This is a genomic window from Sphingobacterium sp. UBA5670 (genome assembly GCF_002420705.1).
GTDB lineage: Bacteria > Bacteroidota > Bacteroidia > Sphingobacteriales > Sphingobacteriaceae > Sphingobacterium.
In genome coordinates this window covers 386492-404417 of the sequence record NZ_DIIM01000021.1, presented here as the reverse complement: position 1 = coordinate 404417, position 17926 = coordinate 386492, and the positions used below count along the sequence as shown (strand labels likewise).

Annotated in this window: 20 protein-coding genes and 1 pseudogene; 20 read left to right on the top strand and 1 reads right to left on the bottom strand. The window is 40.1% G+C overall.

What is annotated here, in order from left to right:
* Positions 1 to 57: 57 nt before the first annotated feature.
* The 20 genes and pseudogenes from B3C94_RS19810 to B3C94_RS19715 all read left to right on the top strand — a co-directional run bounded on the left by B3C94_RS19810 (position 58) and on the right by B3C94_RS19715 (position 16857).
* Positions 58 to 459: a hypothetical protein gene (locus B3C94_RS19810; protein ID WP_293906921.1), complete on the top strand. Its 402-nt coding sequence runs from the start codon at positions 58 to 60 to the stop codon at positions 457 to 459.
* A gap of 82 nt (positions 460 to 541) precedes the next feature.
* Entirely contained in the window at positions 542 to 886 is a 345-nt protein-coding gene (locus B3C94_RS19805) for a hydrogenase maturation nickel metallochaperone HypA (protein ID WP_088162260.1), read from the top strand.
* Between the two features lie 12 nt (positions 887 to 898).
* Complete coding sequence (gene hypB, locus B3C94_RS19800) at positions 899 to 1627, top strand: hydrogenase nickel incorporation protein HypB (RefSeq protein ID WP_293906917.1); 729 nt, start codon at positions 899 to 901, stop codon at positions 1625 to 1627.
* A 153-nt stretch (positions 1628 to 1780) separates the two neighbouring features.
* Positions 1781 to 2311 (top strand): hypothetical protein, encoded by a 531-nt coding sequence (locus B3C94_RS19795; RefSeq protein ID WP_293906915.1) that lies wholly within the window; start codon positions 1781 to 1783, stop codon positions 2309 to 2311.
* Complete coding sequence (locus B3C94_RS19790) at positions 2312 to 3313, top strand: ABC transporter substrate-binding protein (protein WP_293906913.1); 1002 nt, start codon at positions 2312 to 2314, stop codon at positions 3311 to 3313.
* Positions 3314 to 3336: 23 nt separating this feature from the next.
* A complete protein-coding gene (locus B3C94_RS19785; protein WP_293906911.1) occupies positions 3337 to 4326 on the top strand; it encodes a FecCD family ABC transporter permease in 990 nt (329 codons plus the stop codon).
* Positions 4323 to 5165, top strand: coding sequence for an ABC transporter ATP-binding protein (locus B3C94_RS19780; RefSeq protein ID WP_293906909.1), 843 nt, complete (start codon positions 4323 to 4325; stop codon positions 5163 to 5165). Before B3C94_RS19785 ends, B3C94_RS19780 begins: the two co-directional genes overlap by 4 nt.
* A 96-nt stretch (positions 5166 to 5261) precedes the next feature.
* Entirely contained in the window at positions 5262 to 5855 is a 594-nt protein-coding gene (locus B3C94_RS19775; protein WP_293906907.1) for a GNAT family N-acetyltransferase, read from the top strand.
* A 41-nt stretch (positions 5856 to 5896) separates the two neighbouring features.
* The gene (locus tag B3C94_RS19770; RefSeq protein WP_293906905.1) at positions 5897 to 8335 is read left to right on the top strand and encodes a TonB-dependent receptor; all 2439 of its coding nucleotides are present in this window, start codon (positions 5897 to 5899) and stop codon (positions 8333 to 8335) included.
* A 186-nt stretch (positions 8336 to 8521) separates the two neighbouring features.
* Positions 8522 to 8872: a hypothetical protein gene (locus tag B3C94_RS19765; protein ID WP_293906903.1), complete on the top strand. Its 351-nt coding sequence runs from the start codon at positions 8522 to 8524 to the stop codon at positions 8870 to 8872.
* A gap of 175 nt (positions 8873 to 9047) precedes the next feature.
* The gene (gene ureA, locus B3C94_RS19760; protein ID WP_075993440.1) at positions 9048 to 9350 is read left to right on the top strand and encodes an urease subunit gamma; all 303 of its coding nucleotides are present in this window, start codon (positions 9048 to 9050) and stop codon (positions 9348 to 9350) included.
* Positions 9351 to 9368: 18 nt separating this feature from the next.
* Positions 9369 to 9674: pseudogene (ureB, locus tag B3C94_RS19755) on the top strand (urease subunit beta); the annotation flags it as partial.
* A gap of 65 nt (positions 9675 to 9739) precedes the next feature.
* On the top strand, positions 9740 to 11461 hold the full coding sequence (ureC, locus tag B3C94_RS19750; protein WP_070567879.1) for an urease subunit alpha: 1722 nt from the start codon (positions 9740 to 9742) through the stop codon (positions 11459 to 11461).
* Between the two features lie 157 nt (positions 11462 to 11618).
* Positions 11619 to 12206, top strand: coding sequence for a hypothetical protein (locus B3C94_RS19745; RefSeq protein WP_293906898.1), 588 nt, complete (start codon positions 11619 to 11621; stop codon positions 12204 to 12206).
* Between the two features lie 3 nt (positions 12207 to 12209).
* Positions 12210 to 12752: an urease accessory protein UreE gene (locus B3C94_RS19740; RefSeq protein WP_293906896.1), complete on the top strand. Its 543-nt coding sequence runs from the start codon at positions 12210 to 12212 to the stop codon at positions 12750 to 12752.
* A 226-nt stretch (positions 12753 to 12978) separates the two neighbouring features.
* Positions 12979 to 13668 (top strand): urease accessory protein UreF, encoded by a 690-nt coding sequence (locus B3C94_RS19735; protein WP_293906894.1) that lies wholly within the window; start codon positions 12979 to 12981, stop codon positions 13666 to 13668.
* A gap of 12 nt (positions 13669 to 13680) precedes the next feature.
* The gene (ureG, locus tag B3C94_RS19730; protein WP_112376090.1) at positions 13681 to 14319 is read left to right on the top strand and encodes an urease accessory protein UreG; all 639 of its coding nucleotides are present in this window, start codon (positions 13681 to 13683) and stop codon (positions 14317 to 14319) included.
* A 2-nt stretch (positions 14320 to 14321) separates the two neighbouring features.
* Positions 14322 to 15119, top strand: a complete 798-nt coding sequence (locus B3C94_RS19725) for an urease accessory protein UreD (protein ID WP_293906891.1) — start codon at positions 14322 to 14324, stop codon at positions 15117 to 15119.
* A 10-nt stretch (positions 15120 to 15129) separates the two neighbouring features.
* Positions 15130 to 16020, top strand: coding sequence for an urea transporter (locus tag B3C94_RS19720; RefSeq protein ID WP_293906889.1), 891 nt, complete (start codon positions 15130 to 15132; stop codon positions 16018 to 16020).
* Positions 16021 to 16047: 27 nt separating this feature from the next.
* The gene (locus B3C94_RS19715) at positions 16048 to 16857 is read left to right on the top strand and encodes a DUF2490 domain-containing protein (protein WP_293906887.1); all 810 of its coding nucleotides are present in this window, start codon (positions 16048 to 16050) and stop codon (positions 16855 to 16857) included.
* Here the strand turns inward: B3C94_RS19715 and B3C94_RS19710 are convergent.
* Positions 16854 to 17741 (bottom strand): helix-turn-helix domain-containing protein, encoded by an 888-nt coding sequence (locus tag B3C94_RS19710; RefSeq protein WP_293906884.1) that lies wholly within the window; start codon positions 17739 to 17741, stop codon positions 16854 to 16856. The genes B3C94_RS19715 and B3C94_RS19710 overlap by 4 nt on opposite strands.
* Positions 17742 to 17926 lie beyond the last annotated feature (185 nt).

Genomic DNA, 17926 nt, shown 5'->3' with positions numbered 1-17926 from the left:
GGTAGTAACTTTGTATTGGTCTCAAAGGAATCTTTGATACTTTGTTAGGTTAAAGCTATGTGGAAGCACTTTATTTTTCTATTTGCAGTACTGTTGTTATCATTTAAGAATTTAAATGCAAACAGTCTTGTACTGAAAAGTGATAGTGTCGAATCCCAGTTTTTATCCTCCAAAAATACGTCAAAACATGCGGACCATTTGCGCATCATCCATTTTTCAAACGATCATAGTCAATTTTCTTCGCTCCATCCATCGCTTCAATCCCTTGTTGCCGAAATGGACGTGGAAGTGACACAAGATTGGTTGATGGACCGTTGGTTGGTTACGGTTGATTTGCTTTGGCATGAACTACTGCCATCCCCGCAACAGAAAGATTATCGGTATGAACATACCCTAGATCTAGAGCCTATACCCATAGCTCGATTTTTGCTGTTTGAGCAAATCAAAATTCCATGCTAAAGCATACGCTTTTCTTCACATCATACAGGCAAAGAAAGCTTTCATTTCTTTTCTAAATTTATTTATTTCTTAAAATATACCAATGCACGAGCTAAGTATAGTAAAGGATATTTTTGATACTTTGACCTCGCATTATGAGGCTAGGGTGGATGATATTCAAAAAATTCAAGTTACAGCAGGATTGTTGTCCAACGTCCAGCCTGTATTGATCCAAAATGCATTTGATGCTTTTATTGCTGAAAATACGCAATACCAAGATATGGAAATGGAGGTCGTGGTCAACGATATCATTGCATATTGTGAACATTGTCAGAAAAATTTCCCGGTTCATTTTCATCGATTTGTCTGTGACTGCGGACAACCTTCTAGTACAATTGTTCAAGGGAATGAACTCTATATATCAAAAGTAATTTTTAAACAAGACTAAAAATCGTTTATCATGTCAGACAATACTTCAAATCCTAAAAGTTTAGGTAACCGTGTAGGTTCGGTTCAATGTGAAAATACAACGCTACATTTATTAAAGGCAAATGATTTTGTCGCAAAAGCCATCCGCGATAGACTGAAAGATGTTTGTGTAATTAACGTGTGTTCTTCTCCGGGTTCGGGTAAAACAACTTTGATGCAAGAGACGGGAAAACGTTTGGCAAAAGATTTGAATATCGCTGTTTTAGTAGGTGATCCGGAAACTGAACGTGATGCGGTTCGTATGCGTGAGGTAGGCATTAATGCATTGCAGATTGTTACTGGCGGAATGTGTCATATTGAGGCACAAATGATCTTACAAGCTCTGGATCATATCGATATCGAAGGAATAGACCTGTTGTTTATTGAGAACGTCGGGAATTTATTGTGTCCATCAGCGTTTGATTTGGGGGAAGATTACCGCGTGACCTTATTAGCGACCACAGAAGGTGACGATAAACCCAAAAAATACCCACGTATGTTTTTAACAAGCGAATTGATGTTGGTTTCCAAAGCTGATTTATTACCATATGTACCTTTCTCGGTAGATGCGGTAACGAAAGATGCACGCGAGGTGAACCCCAATTTGGAAGTTATTACAATCAGTACATTGAATGGAGACGGACTGGATAGCTGGTGTGATTGGTTGAAAGAAAGAGTTCAAGCAAAAAAAGAACAGTATAAAGCACTTGAAGCTAAATAATAGACGATAAATGTGATTGTCAGTATAACAGTGATCCATATTCATTGTTATGCTGTCTTTCGATTTAGGAATATCCATGTTTGAGCGATATAAACAGCGTAGAGAAAAGTCTTATGTCTGTGAATGACGCGAGAATAAAAGAGATTTACAAAAATGAATGAACTGCCGCTTCCAATAGATAAAATCATAGCAAACTATGCGTTTGCCTCTACTGAGGTCGATCAAGTGCAACTTGAATGGTACGAAGTCCATAAGAGACGTTTAACACGCCATACTACAGGTGGAAAATCTATTCTTATGCAATTGGAGCAAGGAGCTGAATGGCACCATGGCGACGCTTTATTTCATCAGGAAACTTTGCAAGCGATCTTGGTTGTCAAGCCCTCGTTGACAATAAGATTCAATCCAACAGATTTGGTGCAGCTTGCAGATTTCGGTTATTTCATTGGAAACAGACATCTGCCAATATTCAACATTGCATCGGAAGGATCCCTTCGTTTGCCTTATGATGGGAGGCTATATGAACAGGTGTTAGCAAAATATGGAACTTCGATCCAGTTGGAAGAGGCGTTGTTGCTGTCTGAAGATTTAATTCGTCAACAGGCAAAAACGAAGAAGAGCCCTGATGTAAAGGTAATAGACGAGCATACTGGCCTGAGTGAGCAAGTCATAAATGATAATTAAATGAAAGTGAATCGTGTTATAATTGTATTGCTTTTGATATGCTGTGGTATATTGAGTGCCTGCCAAAATCGGCAATCCGGCACGCTCAACAGTCAAGTGAAAGCAGTCGATAGTAGAGGGAAGGAAGTTGTGTTGGCGCATGTGGCAAAGCGTGTGGTTGTACTATTCCCTTCGCTTGTTGATGAAGTGTATATGTTGGGTGCTGGAAATAGCCTTGTTGGGATTCCCGAGCAGGTTTATCAGATGGAAGATACTTACACCTTTTTATCGAAATTAGACCCTCGAATAGCAAAAAAATCAATCGCAACGCCAACTTTTGGTGGACAAGCCAATAATGTAGAAAGCATTGTAGGGCTGAACCCTGATCTCGTGCTGACATTCAATACAGACCAGGATAATATTTCCCAATTAGAAAGTCTGGGAATTCCGGTGTTTACTTTTTCTTCGCAGGATGAAAAAAGTATTTTTAATGAACTGATTGGAATGGGAACATTGTTGGGCAAGAAACAGCGTGCTGAAGAGATTGTTGAATTCGTTTCAACGGAGATCAAAAAAATGACTGTTCCTAAGGATCAAAAACAAAAGAAGGTTTATTACGCCTGGTCTAAAGGGCGTGTTCTTTCCACATCCGGCCGCGGTAGTTTGATTGATATGGCGATTCGTCTTTCTGGGGCAGCTAATGCCTGTCCGCTGGAAATGGAAGCTCCAAATGTCGGTGCAGAAACGATTTATAAATGGAACCCCGATCTCATTATTCTTTGGAATTCAAAATTGACAGATGTATACAATCTAAAGGAACTCGCAGCTTTGCCAGCTGTGAAAAATAAACAGGTGTTTGTGATGTCGCCTTCATTTCCATTCGATCCGCATACGGTAAAATTTATGCTGTTTGCAAAGCAGGTGCGGCATTGGTGTTTTTCGGATTATACAAAACAGCAGCTTGATCAGGATATGACCATAGCTTTTGAAAAACTATACGGTAAAGCAGGACTACTTCAATGATACATCAATTAAAAAGGCTGTTTTTGCTAGTTGTTTTACCGTTGTTGGTTTTATTGCTTTCCTTACTTGTAGGATCGAGTCAGAACATTGGTTTTGTCGAGCTCTGTCAGCGCATTGGATTGGAAATGGGGATTTATATCGGAGACCATAATGCTGTATTGAAAGATAACATGGATACTATATTGTGGCAGGTACGTTTACCACGGATTCTGTTGACCTTTATGGTCGGAGCTGCTTTAGCGTCTTCCGGCGGAATTTTACAGGCCATTTTTAGGAATCCAATCGTTGATCCTTTTACATTGGGTATTTCTTCGGGATCTGCTTTTGGGGCCGCATTGGCCATGTTGTTCCCTTTATTGTCAGTCAATCTATCGGCATTTCTGTTCGGTGTATGTGCTGTAGGTTTGACCTATTTTGTTTCAAATGCCGGCTTGAAAACCTCAATTATTGGGATGGTGTTGGCTGGAATGGTTATTTCCGGTGTATTTACAGCAATGTTAACCCTTTTACAATACATTAGTGATCCCTATAAATTACAAGCTATTGTACAATGGACAATGGGGAATCTGCATACAGCATCATGGTCGAAAGTACAGCATGCTTTCCTGCCGATCACAATAGGATTGGGTATCCTGATCCTTTTGCGCTGGAAGCTGAATCTTCTCGCCCTTGGTGATCAAGAAGCAATTGCTGTTGGCGTTAACCCGAAAATATTGAAATTGGTCTTCATTGCTGTAGCAACAATGATTACAGCGTCTGCGGTGGCAGCTGTAGGTGTAATTAGTTTATTTGGATTAATTGTACCACATATCAGCCGCATGATCTTTGGACCCAATAACAATATTATTGTGTGGGCAAATATCAGTATTGGAGGTACTTTCTTATTACTTATCGATGATTTTTCTAGGGCTGTTATGCCATTTGAAATTCCGATCGGTGTTTTTACGATGATTATTGGTGCTCCCTTGTTTATCTACCTGATGCGCCGTAACGAAATCAACTGGAATTCATGAATAATTCGATTCATATCAAAAAACTTTCTTTTGCCTATGGTAAGGATATCATTTTAAATGACGTAAACATGTCATTTCCGGAAGGAAAGCTTTCTGTTATTCTCGGTCGAAATGGAAGTGGTAAATCGACTTTGTTTAATATTATTGCAGGGCTGGAAAAAAAATATAATGGATCAGTTCTTATCGGTGAAACAGAGCGTCGCGATTGGAAGGTTGGTCGGGCCAATTCATTGAAATTGGGTTTTCTGAATCAGTTCCATCAGACCACATTTCCTTTTAGCGTTGTTGATGTTATTCTGACGGGACGAGCCTCATTTTCTCGTTTTTCACCAAATAAGGAAGACTTCGAGGCAGTTGAACAGATCTTGGATAGATTTAACCTCACACATTTAAAAGACAAACCCTATACCTCTTTATCTGGAGGAGAGCGACAATTGGTATTACTTTGTCGCGTGTTGGTACAACAACCTGATTTATTATTGCTTGATGAACCCACCAATCATTTGGATCTGAAATATCAGATTGCGGTTCTGCAGGCAGCCAAGGAGCTGGTCAAAGAGGGGACAACCGTGTTATGTGTGATGCACGACCCCAACATGGCGTACCTTTTTGGTGATCAGTTTTATCTGATGAAGGACAATAGGCTCGTGGATCTGCACGGTCTGGAGCAGGAGCAAGTACGGGAATTATTGGAACAGACCTATCAACTTCCTTTGATCAGTTTGGAAAATCAAAAGAAATGGATGTTTGTTCCGATGCTAGGTGCGGATAGGACATTTGACACCATTGGGAGTTCAGCGCATAACGCCGAAACCAAAATTGAAATGAATACGCCATGACGAAGCCGCCTAAATAGGTGCCTTTATGAAAAATCATGGTTTGCAAGTGAGATGCTCAGTTTACTGTGCAAATATTTTAAAAATAGCTATAACGATATGAATACCATCAAAGACAGCGGCAATATATTGATTAATAATCAACTGATAAGCAAACGATGTTTTCCCACGCAACCCCATTTGAAAAATATCAGCATATCTCGTGTTGAAAAGGAAGATATTGATGTCGTATTACCTTATGTCATTGAATTTCGAAAACAGTTGTTCCCGATGTTGGATGCACATAAACTTCCTAAAGATCTACTGGCATTTTCAGCCGTCTATCTTGAGGCTGAAGCTGGAGCATTCTTGCAGGCAAAAGATCAGCACGGTAAACTGATTGGCGTCGTTGGCATGCTGGCTTATGACTACCGTTTCCCGCATTTGGATATTGATAGAGGGAAAACGGTGGAAGTTGCTCGGCTTTTTGTGGACCCGAGTTACCGTAGGTCAGGTTTGGGAACGGCCTTATTCAAGGGCTTGGTCGCTGTAGCTAAGGAGAAAAGTATTGAAAGGCTTTATTTACATACCCACCCATTCCTGACTGGAGCCTATGAGTTTTGGGGTAAACAGGGATTTCAATTGAAAGACTTTTGTAATGAATCGAATTTTCCAACGATACACATGGAATTATTCGTTGATCGTATTGCTTAAACCCAACAGTGGGTAAGCCAAAAAATATATAATTTATTCGAATGAACAACGTAATGAAAGCGCTCGCTTTCGCTTTATTGACAAGTGCTTCCGTACCGGGAGCGGTGTATGCACAACAAGGTGTGGCACTATTTGGTAAGATCCAGGATGAAAACGGTAATCCCATCTCAGGGGTCACATTAACCCTGGCAGATCGACAACAACAGACAAGTTCTAATGCTCAGGGCGAATTTAGTTTTACCGGAATAACTTCATTTCCTGTACAGTTACGTGCAGCTGCAATCGGGTATAAGCCTGTATTGCTGGATTTGAACACGGCCAACTGGAATGCAAAAAAAGGAGTTCGATTGCTTATGGTAGCCGGTGATAATACATTGGATGAAGTATTGGTTACGGGTAGACGCAACAATTCATATCTGACAAATAATATGGAGCTGGGGGGTAAATTTGCAGGAAAATTAAAGGATCTACCGCAATCGGTCGCTGTACTCAGTAAGGAATTTATCGAAGATAAACAGGCTTTTACTACTGGAGCGCTAGTACAGGACCTGGCTGGTGTGACAGAAGCATCTTCCTATGATGATGTTGTTATCCGCGGTTTCAAAAGTGGTTACGAAACGGGTGTTCGACTTGTCAATGGTTTACGCTCGGGCTATGGTTATGGTAACAGTTATTATAATTCACCATTAACGATTAATCTTGAAAATATCGAGGTTTTGAAAGGGCCTGGGGCATCTTTGTTTGGGGATATTGTGCCGGGTGGTACAATTAATATGACGACAAAGAAGCCTTTGGAAGATTTTAAGGGGCATGTGAATTTTGCCGGCGGTAGTTTTGAAATGATGCGAACTACTGTAGATCTCGGTGGACCATTGGATAGTGCCAAGCGTATTTTATATCGTTTTAACGCAGGTTATGAAGATACGAAGACTTTCCGTGACGTAAATCGTCAGAAACGAATGATGATCGCTCCTTCCTTCACCTTCAAACCGGCTGATGGTACGGTGGTCGATATTGACATGGTCTATAATCAGTTCAACGGTTATCTTGATCGAGGAATGGGTATTAAGGAAAATAACTTTTATGCGTTGCCAAGATCATTTACGTTGAGCCAGCCTTCCGATTTTTATAATTCCAAGACTTTTTCATTAAGCGCTCGTTTGTCTCAGCGTCTGGCAGAACATGTTAGTTTGAATCTGAGCTACATGAAATCCATCTATCAGGAAGATGTCAATGAACACCGAACAATGAACACGTTTGCTGATGCACCACATAATACCATTATGAATATGCGCTTTTTTGATCGCCATGGGCGTGATTATACCGATAATGTTGTCGGTTACGTCAAGTGGGATCTTTTGGGTGATAGAGTTGATCATCATTTGGTTGCTGGGATTGATTTTGCCCAATATCGGGGCGACAAAGAAAACCAATTGCGGGAGGCTAGGCAGCAAACTGTAGATGGCAAGGTTGTTCCTTTGACTTTTGATTTGAACAATCCCACTTATACGACTCATGATCTGACGAATTATGTATGGCGTACGGGAGTCGCTTATCCTTTTTTGAGCCCTTATAAAACAACGGGTAAATATATACAGGATCAAATCAGCATTGACGATCGACTGAAACTTATTGTAGGTCTACGTCATGAACACTATTCTTCTGAAACACTTGATGGACAAAATCGGTTTCATGCGACACAAAATGCCTTATTACCTCGTTTTGGTGTAACCTATGGAATCAATAAACAGATTAACTATTTTGCAAGTTATTCACAGGGGTTTGTGCCTGTAGGCGCCAATTTTATTCAGAACTATAAAGATTATGGTGCCGATAAACCCTTTGATGCTGAGCGGAGTTTCCAGGTGGAAACCGGGGTAAAGACGGGTTTCTTTAAGGAACAATTGCAAGTTGATCTATCCTTATTCCGAATTGAACGACGGAATATGCTCATTGCCACAGGGGCTATCAATGATTCAGGGCTGCCGGAGTATAGACAATCTGGCAAAGCGCTATCGCAGGGTGTTGAACTCGATGTGCGTGGGCAGTTGACACGGGAGTTCCAGGTTATGGCCAATTATACCTATAATGATACGGAGGTGAAATCATCCTCGGTTCCTTCTGAAATAGGACAGTCCCTGCCAGGAGCACCCAAAAATATGGCGAGTGCCTGGTTAAAATATGTGTTTTCAAATAGTACCTTAAAAGGCTTAGGTTTTGGTGCCGGTGTTTATTATGTAGACCGTAAGCGGATGGACAACAGCATCGGAAAGGATAGCGATGGAAATGCACTCTGGGGACAATGGCCATCTTATACAACTGTTAATGCAGCGGCCTATTACCACATTGGTGCTATGAAAATGGCAGTAAACCTGAACAATGTATTCGATAAATATTACTTTTTAGGTGGTTTTGACTACACGAGAGCCTTTGCTGGTGCGCCGAGAAATATCATGGTATCAGTTGGTTACTCTTTTTAAATTCGAAAGATTGATCTAAAATCTCCAAAGCGGGCTTTTTCAACAAATTTGGACTATTTAATTCAAGATTTGTGCTAGTCAAGTAGCCCGCTTTGGTTGTAAATTTGAACAACAAATAATAGAATTGTGAACACAAGAATGAGGTATAGTTTAGTCTTTTTAGTTTTTCTTTTGAGCACCCTGCTCATGAAAGGAATAGCTATACCGACGCATTCTACTGTCCAAAATGTACCCGTTTTCCGGATAAGCCTGGCGGCTTTCCATGCTCATGTAGAAAAAGGTTCAGGAAATTCCGAACGGGAAAATTTGGTCGCTGCGGTTAAAGATCATGATGTCTATGATATCACCGAACAGATGGACCTCAAAGATGAATGGAGCAAGCTGCTCTATTGGGGAGTGCTTTCAATTTGTCTTTTTGTATTCTGTTATCCTGTACGTCTCAAAATTCAGAATAACAGAAGGCCTTATATGGATCGATTGATCCTTCCGCCAAAATATATTCTTTTCCAAAGTTTAAAGATCCCGTTTCTGGGGTAAAAATTTCCATTTCTTACAACGGTTGAGAAAAGACAGACCTTGCGTTGCGTAGGGGTGTAATCTGTCCTATTTATCACGATTTTGAACGATTTTTTTAAGTCGTATGGCCTTGTCGTGACCTCTACTCACCGTGACTTGTTTTAGTTCAAATAACAACAATTTAAATAATATTTATATGCATTTATTACCTAGAGAGACAGAGAAGCTATTGCTTCATCTTGCCGGCGAACTAGCGAAAAAACGTAAAGCTAGAGGACTTAAATTAAACTATCCGGAGTCTATTGCATTGATCAGTAGTGAACTTTTGGAAGCTGCTCGTGACGGACGTACTGTTGCTGATTTAATGCAGTATGGTGCAACGTTGTTGACACGTGAAGATGTCATGGAAGGTGTCCCTGAAATGATTCATGATGTACAGATTGAAGCTACATTTCCAGATGGTACAAAACTGGTTACTGTTCATAACCCGATTCGCTAATTGTTAAAAATATAATCTATGATCCCAGGAGAATTTTTTATTGCAGATGGCTATGTTATCTGCAATGAAGGTAGAGAAGTTACAACTATCACTGTGACAAATACAGGTGATAGACCAATTCAGGTAGGTTCACATTTTCATTTCTTTGAGGTGAACAAAATGATGGAGTTTGATCGTGAAAAAGCATTTGGCAAACGGTTGAATATTATCGCCAGTACAGCAATTCGTTTTGAGCCAGGTGAATCAAAAGACGTCGAATTGGTTCCGTATGCAGGTGCAAGAAGGATCTATGGCCACAATGATTTGGCAAATGGAGATACCGAAACCGAAGTTGCGAAAGCAAATGCAATGAAAAAAGTAAAAGAACAAGGCTTTAAAAACAAAGTATCATGAGTTTAAAAGTTAGCAAATTAAATTATAGCGCCATCTTTGGCCCTACAAGTGGAGATAAAATCCGTTTAGGAGATACAGATATCATTATTGAAGTCGAAAAAGACTACGCTTATTATGGCGACGAAGCTAAATTTGGCGGCGGTAAAACGGTTCGTGATGGTATGTGCCAATCTTCGGTCCATACACGGGATGAAGGTACATTGGATATGGTGATCACTGATGCTATCGTCATTGACCACTGGGGTATCGTGAAAGGTGATATTGGTATTAAGGATGGTAAAATTGTTGGTGTTGGTCGTGCTGGAAATCCGGATACAATGGACAATATTACACCAAATATGATTATAGGTGCTTCTACTGAGGTACATGGTGGATCGGGATATATCTTAACTCCAGGTGGTATTGATACCCATATTCACTATATCAGCCCAACACAAGTTGAAACGGCCTTGTATAGCGGTGTTACAACAATGATTGGTGGTGGTACAGGCCCAGCGGATGGAACAAATGCAACTACAGTAACACCGGGTAAATGGAATTTACGGCGCATGTTGCAAGCTGTTGAAGACCTTCCAATGAACTTCGGTTTCTTTGGTAAAGGAAACGTAGGTACGGAACAACCTATTGTGGAACAAATTGAAGCAGGCGCGCTAGGCGTTAAAATCCACGAAGATTGGGGTGCTACTCCAGCAACAATCGACAGAGCGTTGACAGTCGCTGATCAATATGATGTGCAGGTTGCCATCCATACAGATACGCTGAACGAAGCAGGTTTCTTGGAAGACACAATCCAGGCAATCAACGGACGTGTGATCCACACATTCCACACGGAAGGTGCCGGCGGTGGTCACGCTCCAGATATCATCAAATCGGCGATGTATCCAAATGTATTACCAGCATCGACAAATCCAACACGTCCATTTACAAAAAATACAATTGATGAGCATTTGGATATGTTGATGGTTTGTCACCACTTGAGTAAAGAAATTCCGGAAGACGTAGCTTTTGCTGATTCTCGCATCCGTCCAGAAACGATTGCTGCTGAGGATGTATTACAAGATCGCGGTGTATTCAGTATCATGAGCTCGGATTCTCAAGCAATGGGACGTGTAGGTGAAGTCATCACACGTACATGGCAGACTGCAGACAAGATGAAGAAACAAGTAGGTCCCTTGCCTGAAGATGAAGGTAAGGACAACGATAATTTCCGTGCACGCCGCTATGTAGCGAAATATACCATCAATCCAGCTATCGCGCACGGTATTTCTAAATACGTTGGTTCAATTGAGCCTGGTAAAATTGCCGATATGGTGATCTGGCGCCCAGCTTTATTTGGCGCAAAACCAGAAATGATTATTAAAGGCGGGATGATTATCGCTTCAAAAATGGGGGATGCAAATGCTTCTATTCCTACACCACAGCCAATCATCTTAAGAACAATGTTCGGTGGTTTAGGTAAAGCTGTTCACCAAACTTGTTTTGACTTTGTCTCTAAAATCTCATTGGAAAAGGGAATTAAGGAAGAATATAAATTGGAAAGAACCTTACTTGCTGTAGAAAATTGTCGGAATATCTCCAAAAAAGATATGATCCACAATGACGCTACGCCTGAAATTATCGTTAATCCAGAGAATTATGAGGTAAGTCTTGACGGTGAGATCTTGCGATCAAAACCTGTTGATACAGTTTCGTTGGGACAACGATACTTCTTGTTTTAACCCTATAACTACTTTTTTATGGCGTGATCCTATATCACGCCATAAACTATGAAAAACAATATGTTGATGAAATCATCATGGGCTTATCAAAAGCGCATAAGAGAGGAAATAATGACTGCTCATGATGTTTCATTAAGTTAAAATACGATTTACGCTAATGAAAAATTTGAAGATATTTTTAGGCTGTTGTATAGCAATGGCGTGCTTTACCATACAATCTGTCTATGCGCAAAAGGGAGGTATCATGGTTTATGGGTCACTGAATTACCACGAAACAACAGCGGGGCATCAATTTAGTGCCGCTCCGGTGGGTGCTGCCTATTTTTTCACCGACAACATGAATGCGGGGCTAAACTATGGATTCAATTCTGCTAAGGATAAAGCACTGGATTTCACGGATCATTCGCATGAAATAGGACCTTTCTATAGTAATACTTGGCCTCTGAGTGAGCATTTCATGTTAATTGGTCAGGTTGATGTGCATTATTTGTGGGGCGATCAACATGTCGCTACCGGAGGTACTATGGTCGATGGTAAATACAATGGCTATCTATTCAGAGTGTACCCGCTTGTGGGTATCGCCTTGGGAAAAGGTTGGGCATTAAAAGCTAAAGTGGCAGAATTGTCTTATAAAAAGAGAAATAGTAAAGATGCTGCTATTCCCAATGATCACGAAGTTATTACAGGAATCAACGGATCAACTGTAGGTTTGGGCTTGTCTAAAAATCTATTTGTTAAGAATTAAAAAATGATAATCACGGAAATCACAAGGAATATTCATGGTGAGCAGATCACTAAGCGTCTGGATTCGCTTGCTATTGAATGGTATGAGTCGACCAAACGTATTCAACGTTTACGTACAGCGGAGGGAATGGATATTGCCGTCAAATTGTTGGGTAATACATCCAGCTTGCAGGATGGTGATATCTTGTACGAAGATGAGGAGAAAATTGTTGTGGTAACGATCAAGCCTTGTGAAGTCATCCATGTCAAGGCAATTGATTTCCTGCGAACTGCTTTTGTAAGCAGCGAAATTGGAAACAAACATTTGCCTCTATTTGTGGAGGCAAATGAATTGCTTATGCCTTATGAACGGTCAATGTACGAATGGCTAACTAAACAAGGATTTGACCCACAGCGTTGCGAGCGTCAACTTTTACATCAGCTCAATGCAAATGTTGATCCGAAACATCATCAGAAGATAAAGTCTTCGACTAAAAATATCCCGCTTTTGATCAACGACAAAGCCTTCATGAATTCGCAAGCGCCAACAGCTATGAAGGGAGACTGAAGTTTCGTTCTGCTCGATAACCGAGCGTAGCTAGCTCATTGATCCTATAATGTAAAAAATAGGAATCAGGAAAAAGGGAAGGTTCAGATAAAAAAGGATTACAGCAGTACTTTCTTTTCATAAAAGGAAAAACTTGGTACAGCTTTAATATCCAATGGTAGAGAAGATTACACGAGGGGCGGGTTGGTCCTTGAAGATATATACTTATAATAAAAAAATAATGTCAATGAAAAATACATTTCTAGGCAAGTTACTCCATCTAGCAGATCCAACATTGCCAATTGGTGGGTTTACCCATTCAAATGGACTGGAGACCTATGTACAACAGGGCTTGGTCTGTGATAAGGTTACGGCGGACAACTATGTGCGTCATAACCTCTGGTATAATTTGAAGTACAATGATGCTGCTTTGATGAAATTGGCCTATGAAGCAACTTCTTCGCAGGACATGGATGCATTGATCGCCCTAGATCAAGAATGTACAGCATTAAAAAGCCCAAGAGAAATTCGCGATGCCAGTAAAAAACTGGGCGTACGTATTTATAAAATATTCAGTCGGTATCAACAGCAGGATTTTATGCTGTCCTGGGGTGAATTAATCCAAAAGAAGGAAGTAGATAGTCATTACTGTTTGATGTATGGCATGCTGGCGTCACTTTTAGAAATTCCTTTGGAAGAAGCGTTACACGGCTTTTATTATAATGCCGCTATTACGATGGTGACCAATGCTGTAAAACTTGTGCCGTTAGGTCAATTGGATGGCCAAGATATACTTTTTGGTTTACATGATGATATACTTGATCTCTGTAAAGAGACTTTAATAGTTGAACGGAATTTAGTGGGCTTATGCAACATTGGATTTGATATCCGTTGCATGCAACACGAACGATTATATTCTAGAGTTTATATTTCTTAAAAAACAATTAAAATGGAAAATAGAAAATATGTTAAAATAGGGGTTGGTGGCCCAGTAGGATCTGGTAAAACAGCATTATTGGAAAGATTGAGCAGACGTTTGATGAATGAAATTGATCTTGCCGTAATTACGAATGACATTTATACCAAGGAAGATGCGGAATATATGGCCAAAAATAGTTTGCTTCCCCGTGAACGAATTATCGGCGTAGAAACCGGCGGTTGCCCGCATACGGCGATACGGGAAGATGCGAGTATGAATCTGGAAGCTGTAGAAGAACTAGCAAGCCGCTTCCCGGATTTGGAGTTGATTTTGATTGAAAGTGGTGGTGATAACCTAACTTCTACCTATAGCCCTGATCTCGCCGATATTACCATTTTCGTAATTGATGTTGCCGAAGGTGAAAAAATGCCTCGTAAAGGTGGTCCAGCAATTACAAGATCTGATCTTTTATTGATCAATAAGAAAGATTTGGCACCCTATGTAGGTGCAAGCTTAGAAGTAATGGAGCATGATGCACGTAAAATGCGTAAAGGTTCTCCATTCTTGTTTTCAAATCTGAAAACTGGCGATGGTTTAGAAGAGATCGTGGGCTGGATTAAAAAATACGCACTCCTTCAAGATATTGAGGAACCTAATTTACTACGTTAATTATGATTTGTTCTTTAGATATTAAAGTAGCACATCGCGAAGGAAAATCCTTTTTAAAAGATGCATATGCGACACAGCCGTTTCGTATCGTTCCTGTTGGACAATATCAAAAAGACAATGCCGCGTACTTGATGATCATGAGCTCATCCCCAGGCTTACTCGACGGTGATGACCACCGTATTCAAGTGGATATTGCTCCCGGGGCTAAGTTGCAATTGCAGACACAGGCTTATCAGCGTCTATTCCATATGAAAGGCCATTCTTCCCAAACTATGGAAGTGAATATCGGTGAAAATGCTGTTTTTTCTTATGTGCCCCATCCTGTAGTACCACAACATTCGTCTCATTTTTTGAGCCATAACATTGTACATCTTGCCTCTAATTGTCACTTATTGCTTAGTGAAATCGTGACTTGTGGTCGGAAAATGTCTGGTGAAGAGTTCATGTACAATCACTTTCAAAATCTGACAGAATGTTATGTCAATGGTAGGCTCGTTGTGAAAGATAATGTATTGCTGCAGCCAGATCGTATGCCTATACAAGGCTTGGGTATTTTGGAAGGCTATACGCATCAGGGAACTTTGATTTACCTTAATAGTGCCGGCTTGAATCCAAGTGACTGGATCGAGACTTTCCATGAACAATACGGGGAAACCAAAGACGTTGCGTTTGGTATTAGTGAATTGCAACACGACGGTTTTATGGTTCGCGTTTTAGGTTACGGTGCCGAACAGCTTTATCTTCTTTTTAAAGAAATGCAAAGCGCATTATGGGACAACATATTTTTGAATAACAACTAATTATATTCCAATGAAAAATAACATCCTAGCTTTTGTAAAAGCTTTTTTTAAAGGATTTGGGCAAATTATGTTACAGGGTAACATTTGGACGGGTATTTTATTTATAGGCGCCATTATTTATGATTCGGCACTCATGGGCTTTGCGGGAATCCTCGCCAATATCGTTGGGGTATTGACTGCCAAGTTGATGAAATTTGATGAGGATCATATCAATGATGGACTCTTCGGATTTAATGCTACGCTTTATGGTATAGCTTTGGTTTTCTATTTTCAGACAAACGTCTGGGTATGGGGAGCTTTAATCGTCGGATCTGCGTTGACCACCATATTGATGGGTTTTGCATTAAAGAAGAATCTGCCGGTATTTACATTTCCATTTATCTTAATTACCTGGATCGCATTGTATGTGTTGAGTATTCCAGAATTGGCCTTACGGACGGTACCCGAGCATTTTGTTGATATTCAAGAAATGGATGATTTCTTAATTGAAGGCCATGCCTTTGGTCAGGTTATTTTTCAGGGTAGTTTAATTGCTGGATTGATCTTTTTCATTGGGGTTTTCCTGAGCAATCCCATGGGAGCACTTTACGGTTTCGCTGCTGTTATCATCAGTGTTTATATTTCGCATCATGGCCATGAATCTGCAGATATGACCAATAATGGCATTTTTAGCTTCAATGCGGTCTTGGTTGGAATAGCTCTGAGCGGCCCACGTGTTCGTGACGGTGTCTATGTGCTGATCGCAGTTATTATTGCCACCTATTTTGATCATTTTTTGATTCACAACGGGTGGACGACATTGACTTTCCCATTTGTTTTTGCGATGTGGGCAATGCAACCGGTCAAACTTGTGGATAAATGGTTGGTGAATAAATTTTCATCAGTCGAAGGGACTTCCTAGTCCTTTTTGTGAACTAAAATTTTATGTATGTTTAAATTTCGTTTAATAAAACTATTCCCAATAATGCTCTTATTGGGAATTCATGTAAATACGGTCTATGGACAGGTCAGTCCGCCGGGATTAGGAAAAGCAAGGACCGCATCTTGGTCAGTTTTGGGCTTGCGTAGGAAATTGGATAGTGCTGGAACGAAGGAAGCATTGACTTATATTGGCCTGGGTACCAAAAGCACGCCCGATGATTCAAATCCTTTTCATAAACAGGCCATTTGGGTACTAAACCATGAAGTCTACCATAAATTTGCCAAAAACCAGCAATATAGTTATGCTGTAAGCTATCGTCGCCAAAATATCTATGATGAGGCGGCACCTTATCATAATGAAGGGGTCGAGCAAGAGTTTAGGTTATATGGACGATATGCGTATACATTTACCCTGAATGATCGCTTGAAATGGAAAAATACGTTAAGGCAAGAGTTCCGAAAGTTCTTTACAGCTGATTTTCAAAAGACAGAAGAAAATTTTCAATTTAGGACCCGCTTGAAGTCGCAGCTAAATTTTAAAATTTCGGCTAAAAATAAACAAGAATTGGCTTTGAGCGCAGAGGGACTTTTTGCAATAAGTAAACTCTACGAACCTGTTAGTGCCTGGTCAAGCTTTGGCTATAAAGAGACCCGTCTTGGTTTCTATTATATGACAGATATTCCAAAGACACCTTTGCGATTGGATCTGGGGTATATGAACGACTTAATTAAAGGCTATGACAAAGTAGATTTTGGCGTTCATTATTTGGCCGTAGATTTAATCTGGAATTTACCTTACAATAAACGAAAACATTAGCCCGCCATAAACTTATGTTTTCTATAGTCACTGGGTGAGTACCCAGTGATTTTTTTGAACAGCCTAGTGAAATATGAGGGCGATTGAAATTTCAATTCAAAGGCTATACCAGCAATATCTCTCGTAGCATCCTGCAGGAGAATCTGGCTATGTAAAATACTTATTTCGCTAATCCATTGCTTCGGTGGTTTATTTGTCGCTTCTTTAACACATTTATTGAGGTAGTTTTCTGAAATATGCAATAAATTAGCGTAAAATAAGACGTTTTTATGATCGATATGGAACTTTTGGACGTATTCGCGAAAACGGAACGCAATATCTAACTGTCTGCTCATCGGGGCTTTTGTCTCAATATCCGATTTTATCACCTTCAATAGGATACACTGCATCATGGAGATGCAGACTTCCATTACGCGCCCCTCGGTAAAAAGTTCTTCTTCCAATAACATCAACATTTGCTGGATCCAATGCGCTACATGGGGTTTAAGTGTGGTAAAAGGATGGGAATTGAAAAATTTAATATCGTTTATACCAAGCTCAATATCAGTTACAATTTCATTTTCATAGACCACAAAAAAACCTTCTACATCATCGGAGATTGCCAGCGTAGCCGTAATATTACCTTGTTTGATGTTAATGACCTGGTTTTCGGTCAGTGTATAAGAGGCACTCTCCAGATGCTGTGTCAATGTGCCTTTCGTAACAAAAATGAGAAAATTAAAGGTTGTACGGTAGGGGATGACGGGCATCAGGATACTGCGAAGGTAGCTTTCAATTCGATAGACTTGAATTTTATTTTCGTTGAACAGATTATGCTCCGAAACATCAGGTAGAAATAGTTTTTTGTACTCGTAATTGTTGATGATCTTAATCGAATTTTTCATAGTCTTAAAACAACGTACTTAACAACGAAATCATATAAAAGAAATAGTTGTATGTATGACAAATATACTTAAAAGTTTGCGAAAAATGTGTTAAAACTACCTGTGCTTATACAATGAATTAATGTGTTAAATGGAGTGTACTGCCCTTGTAATGCATGTTCTACTTGCCTACCTTTAAAAAATCG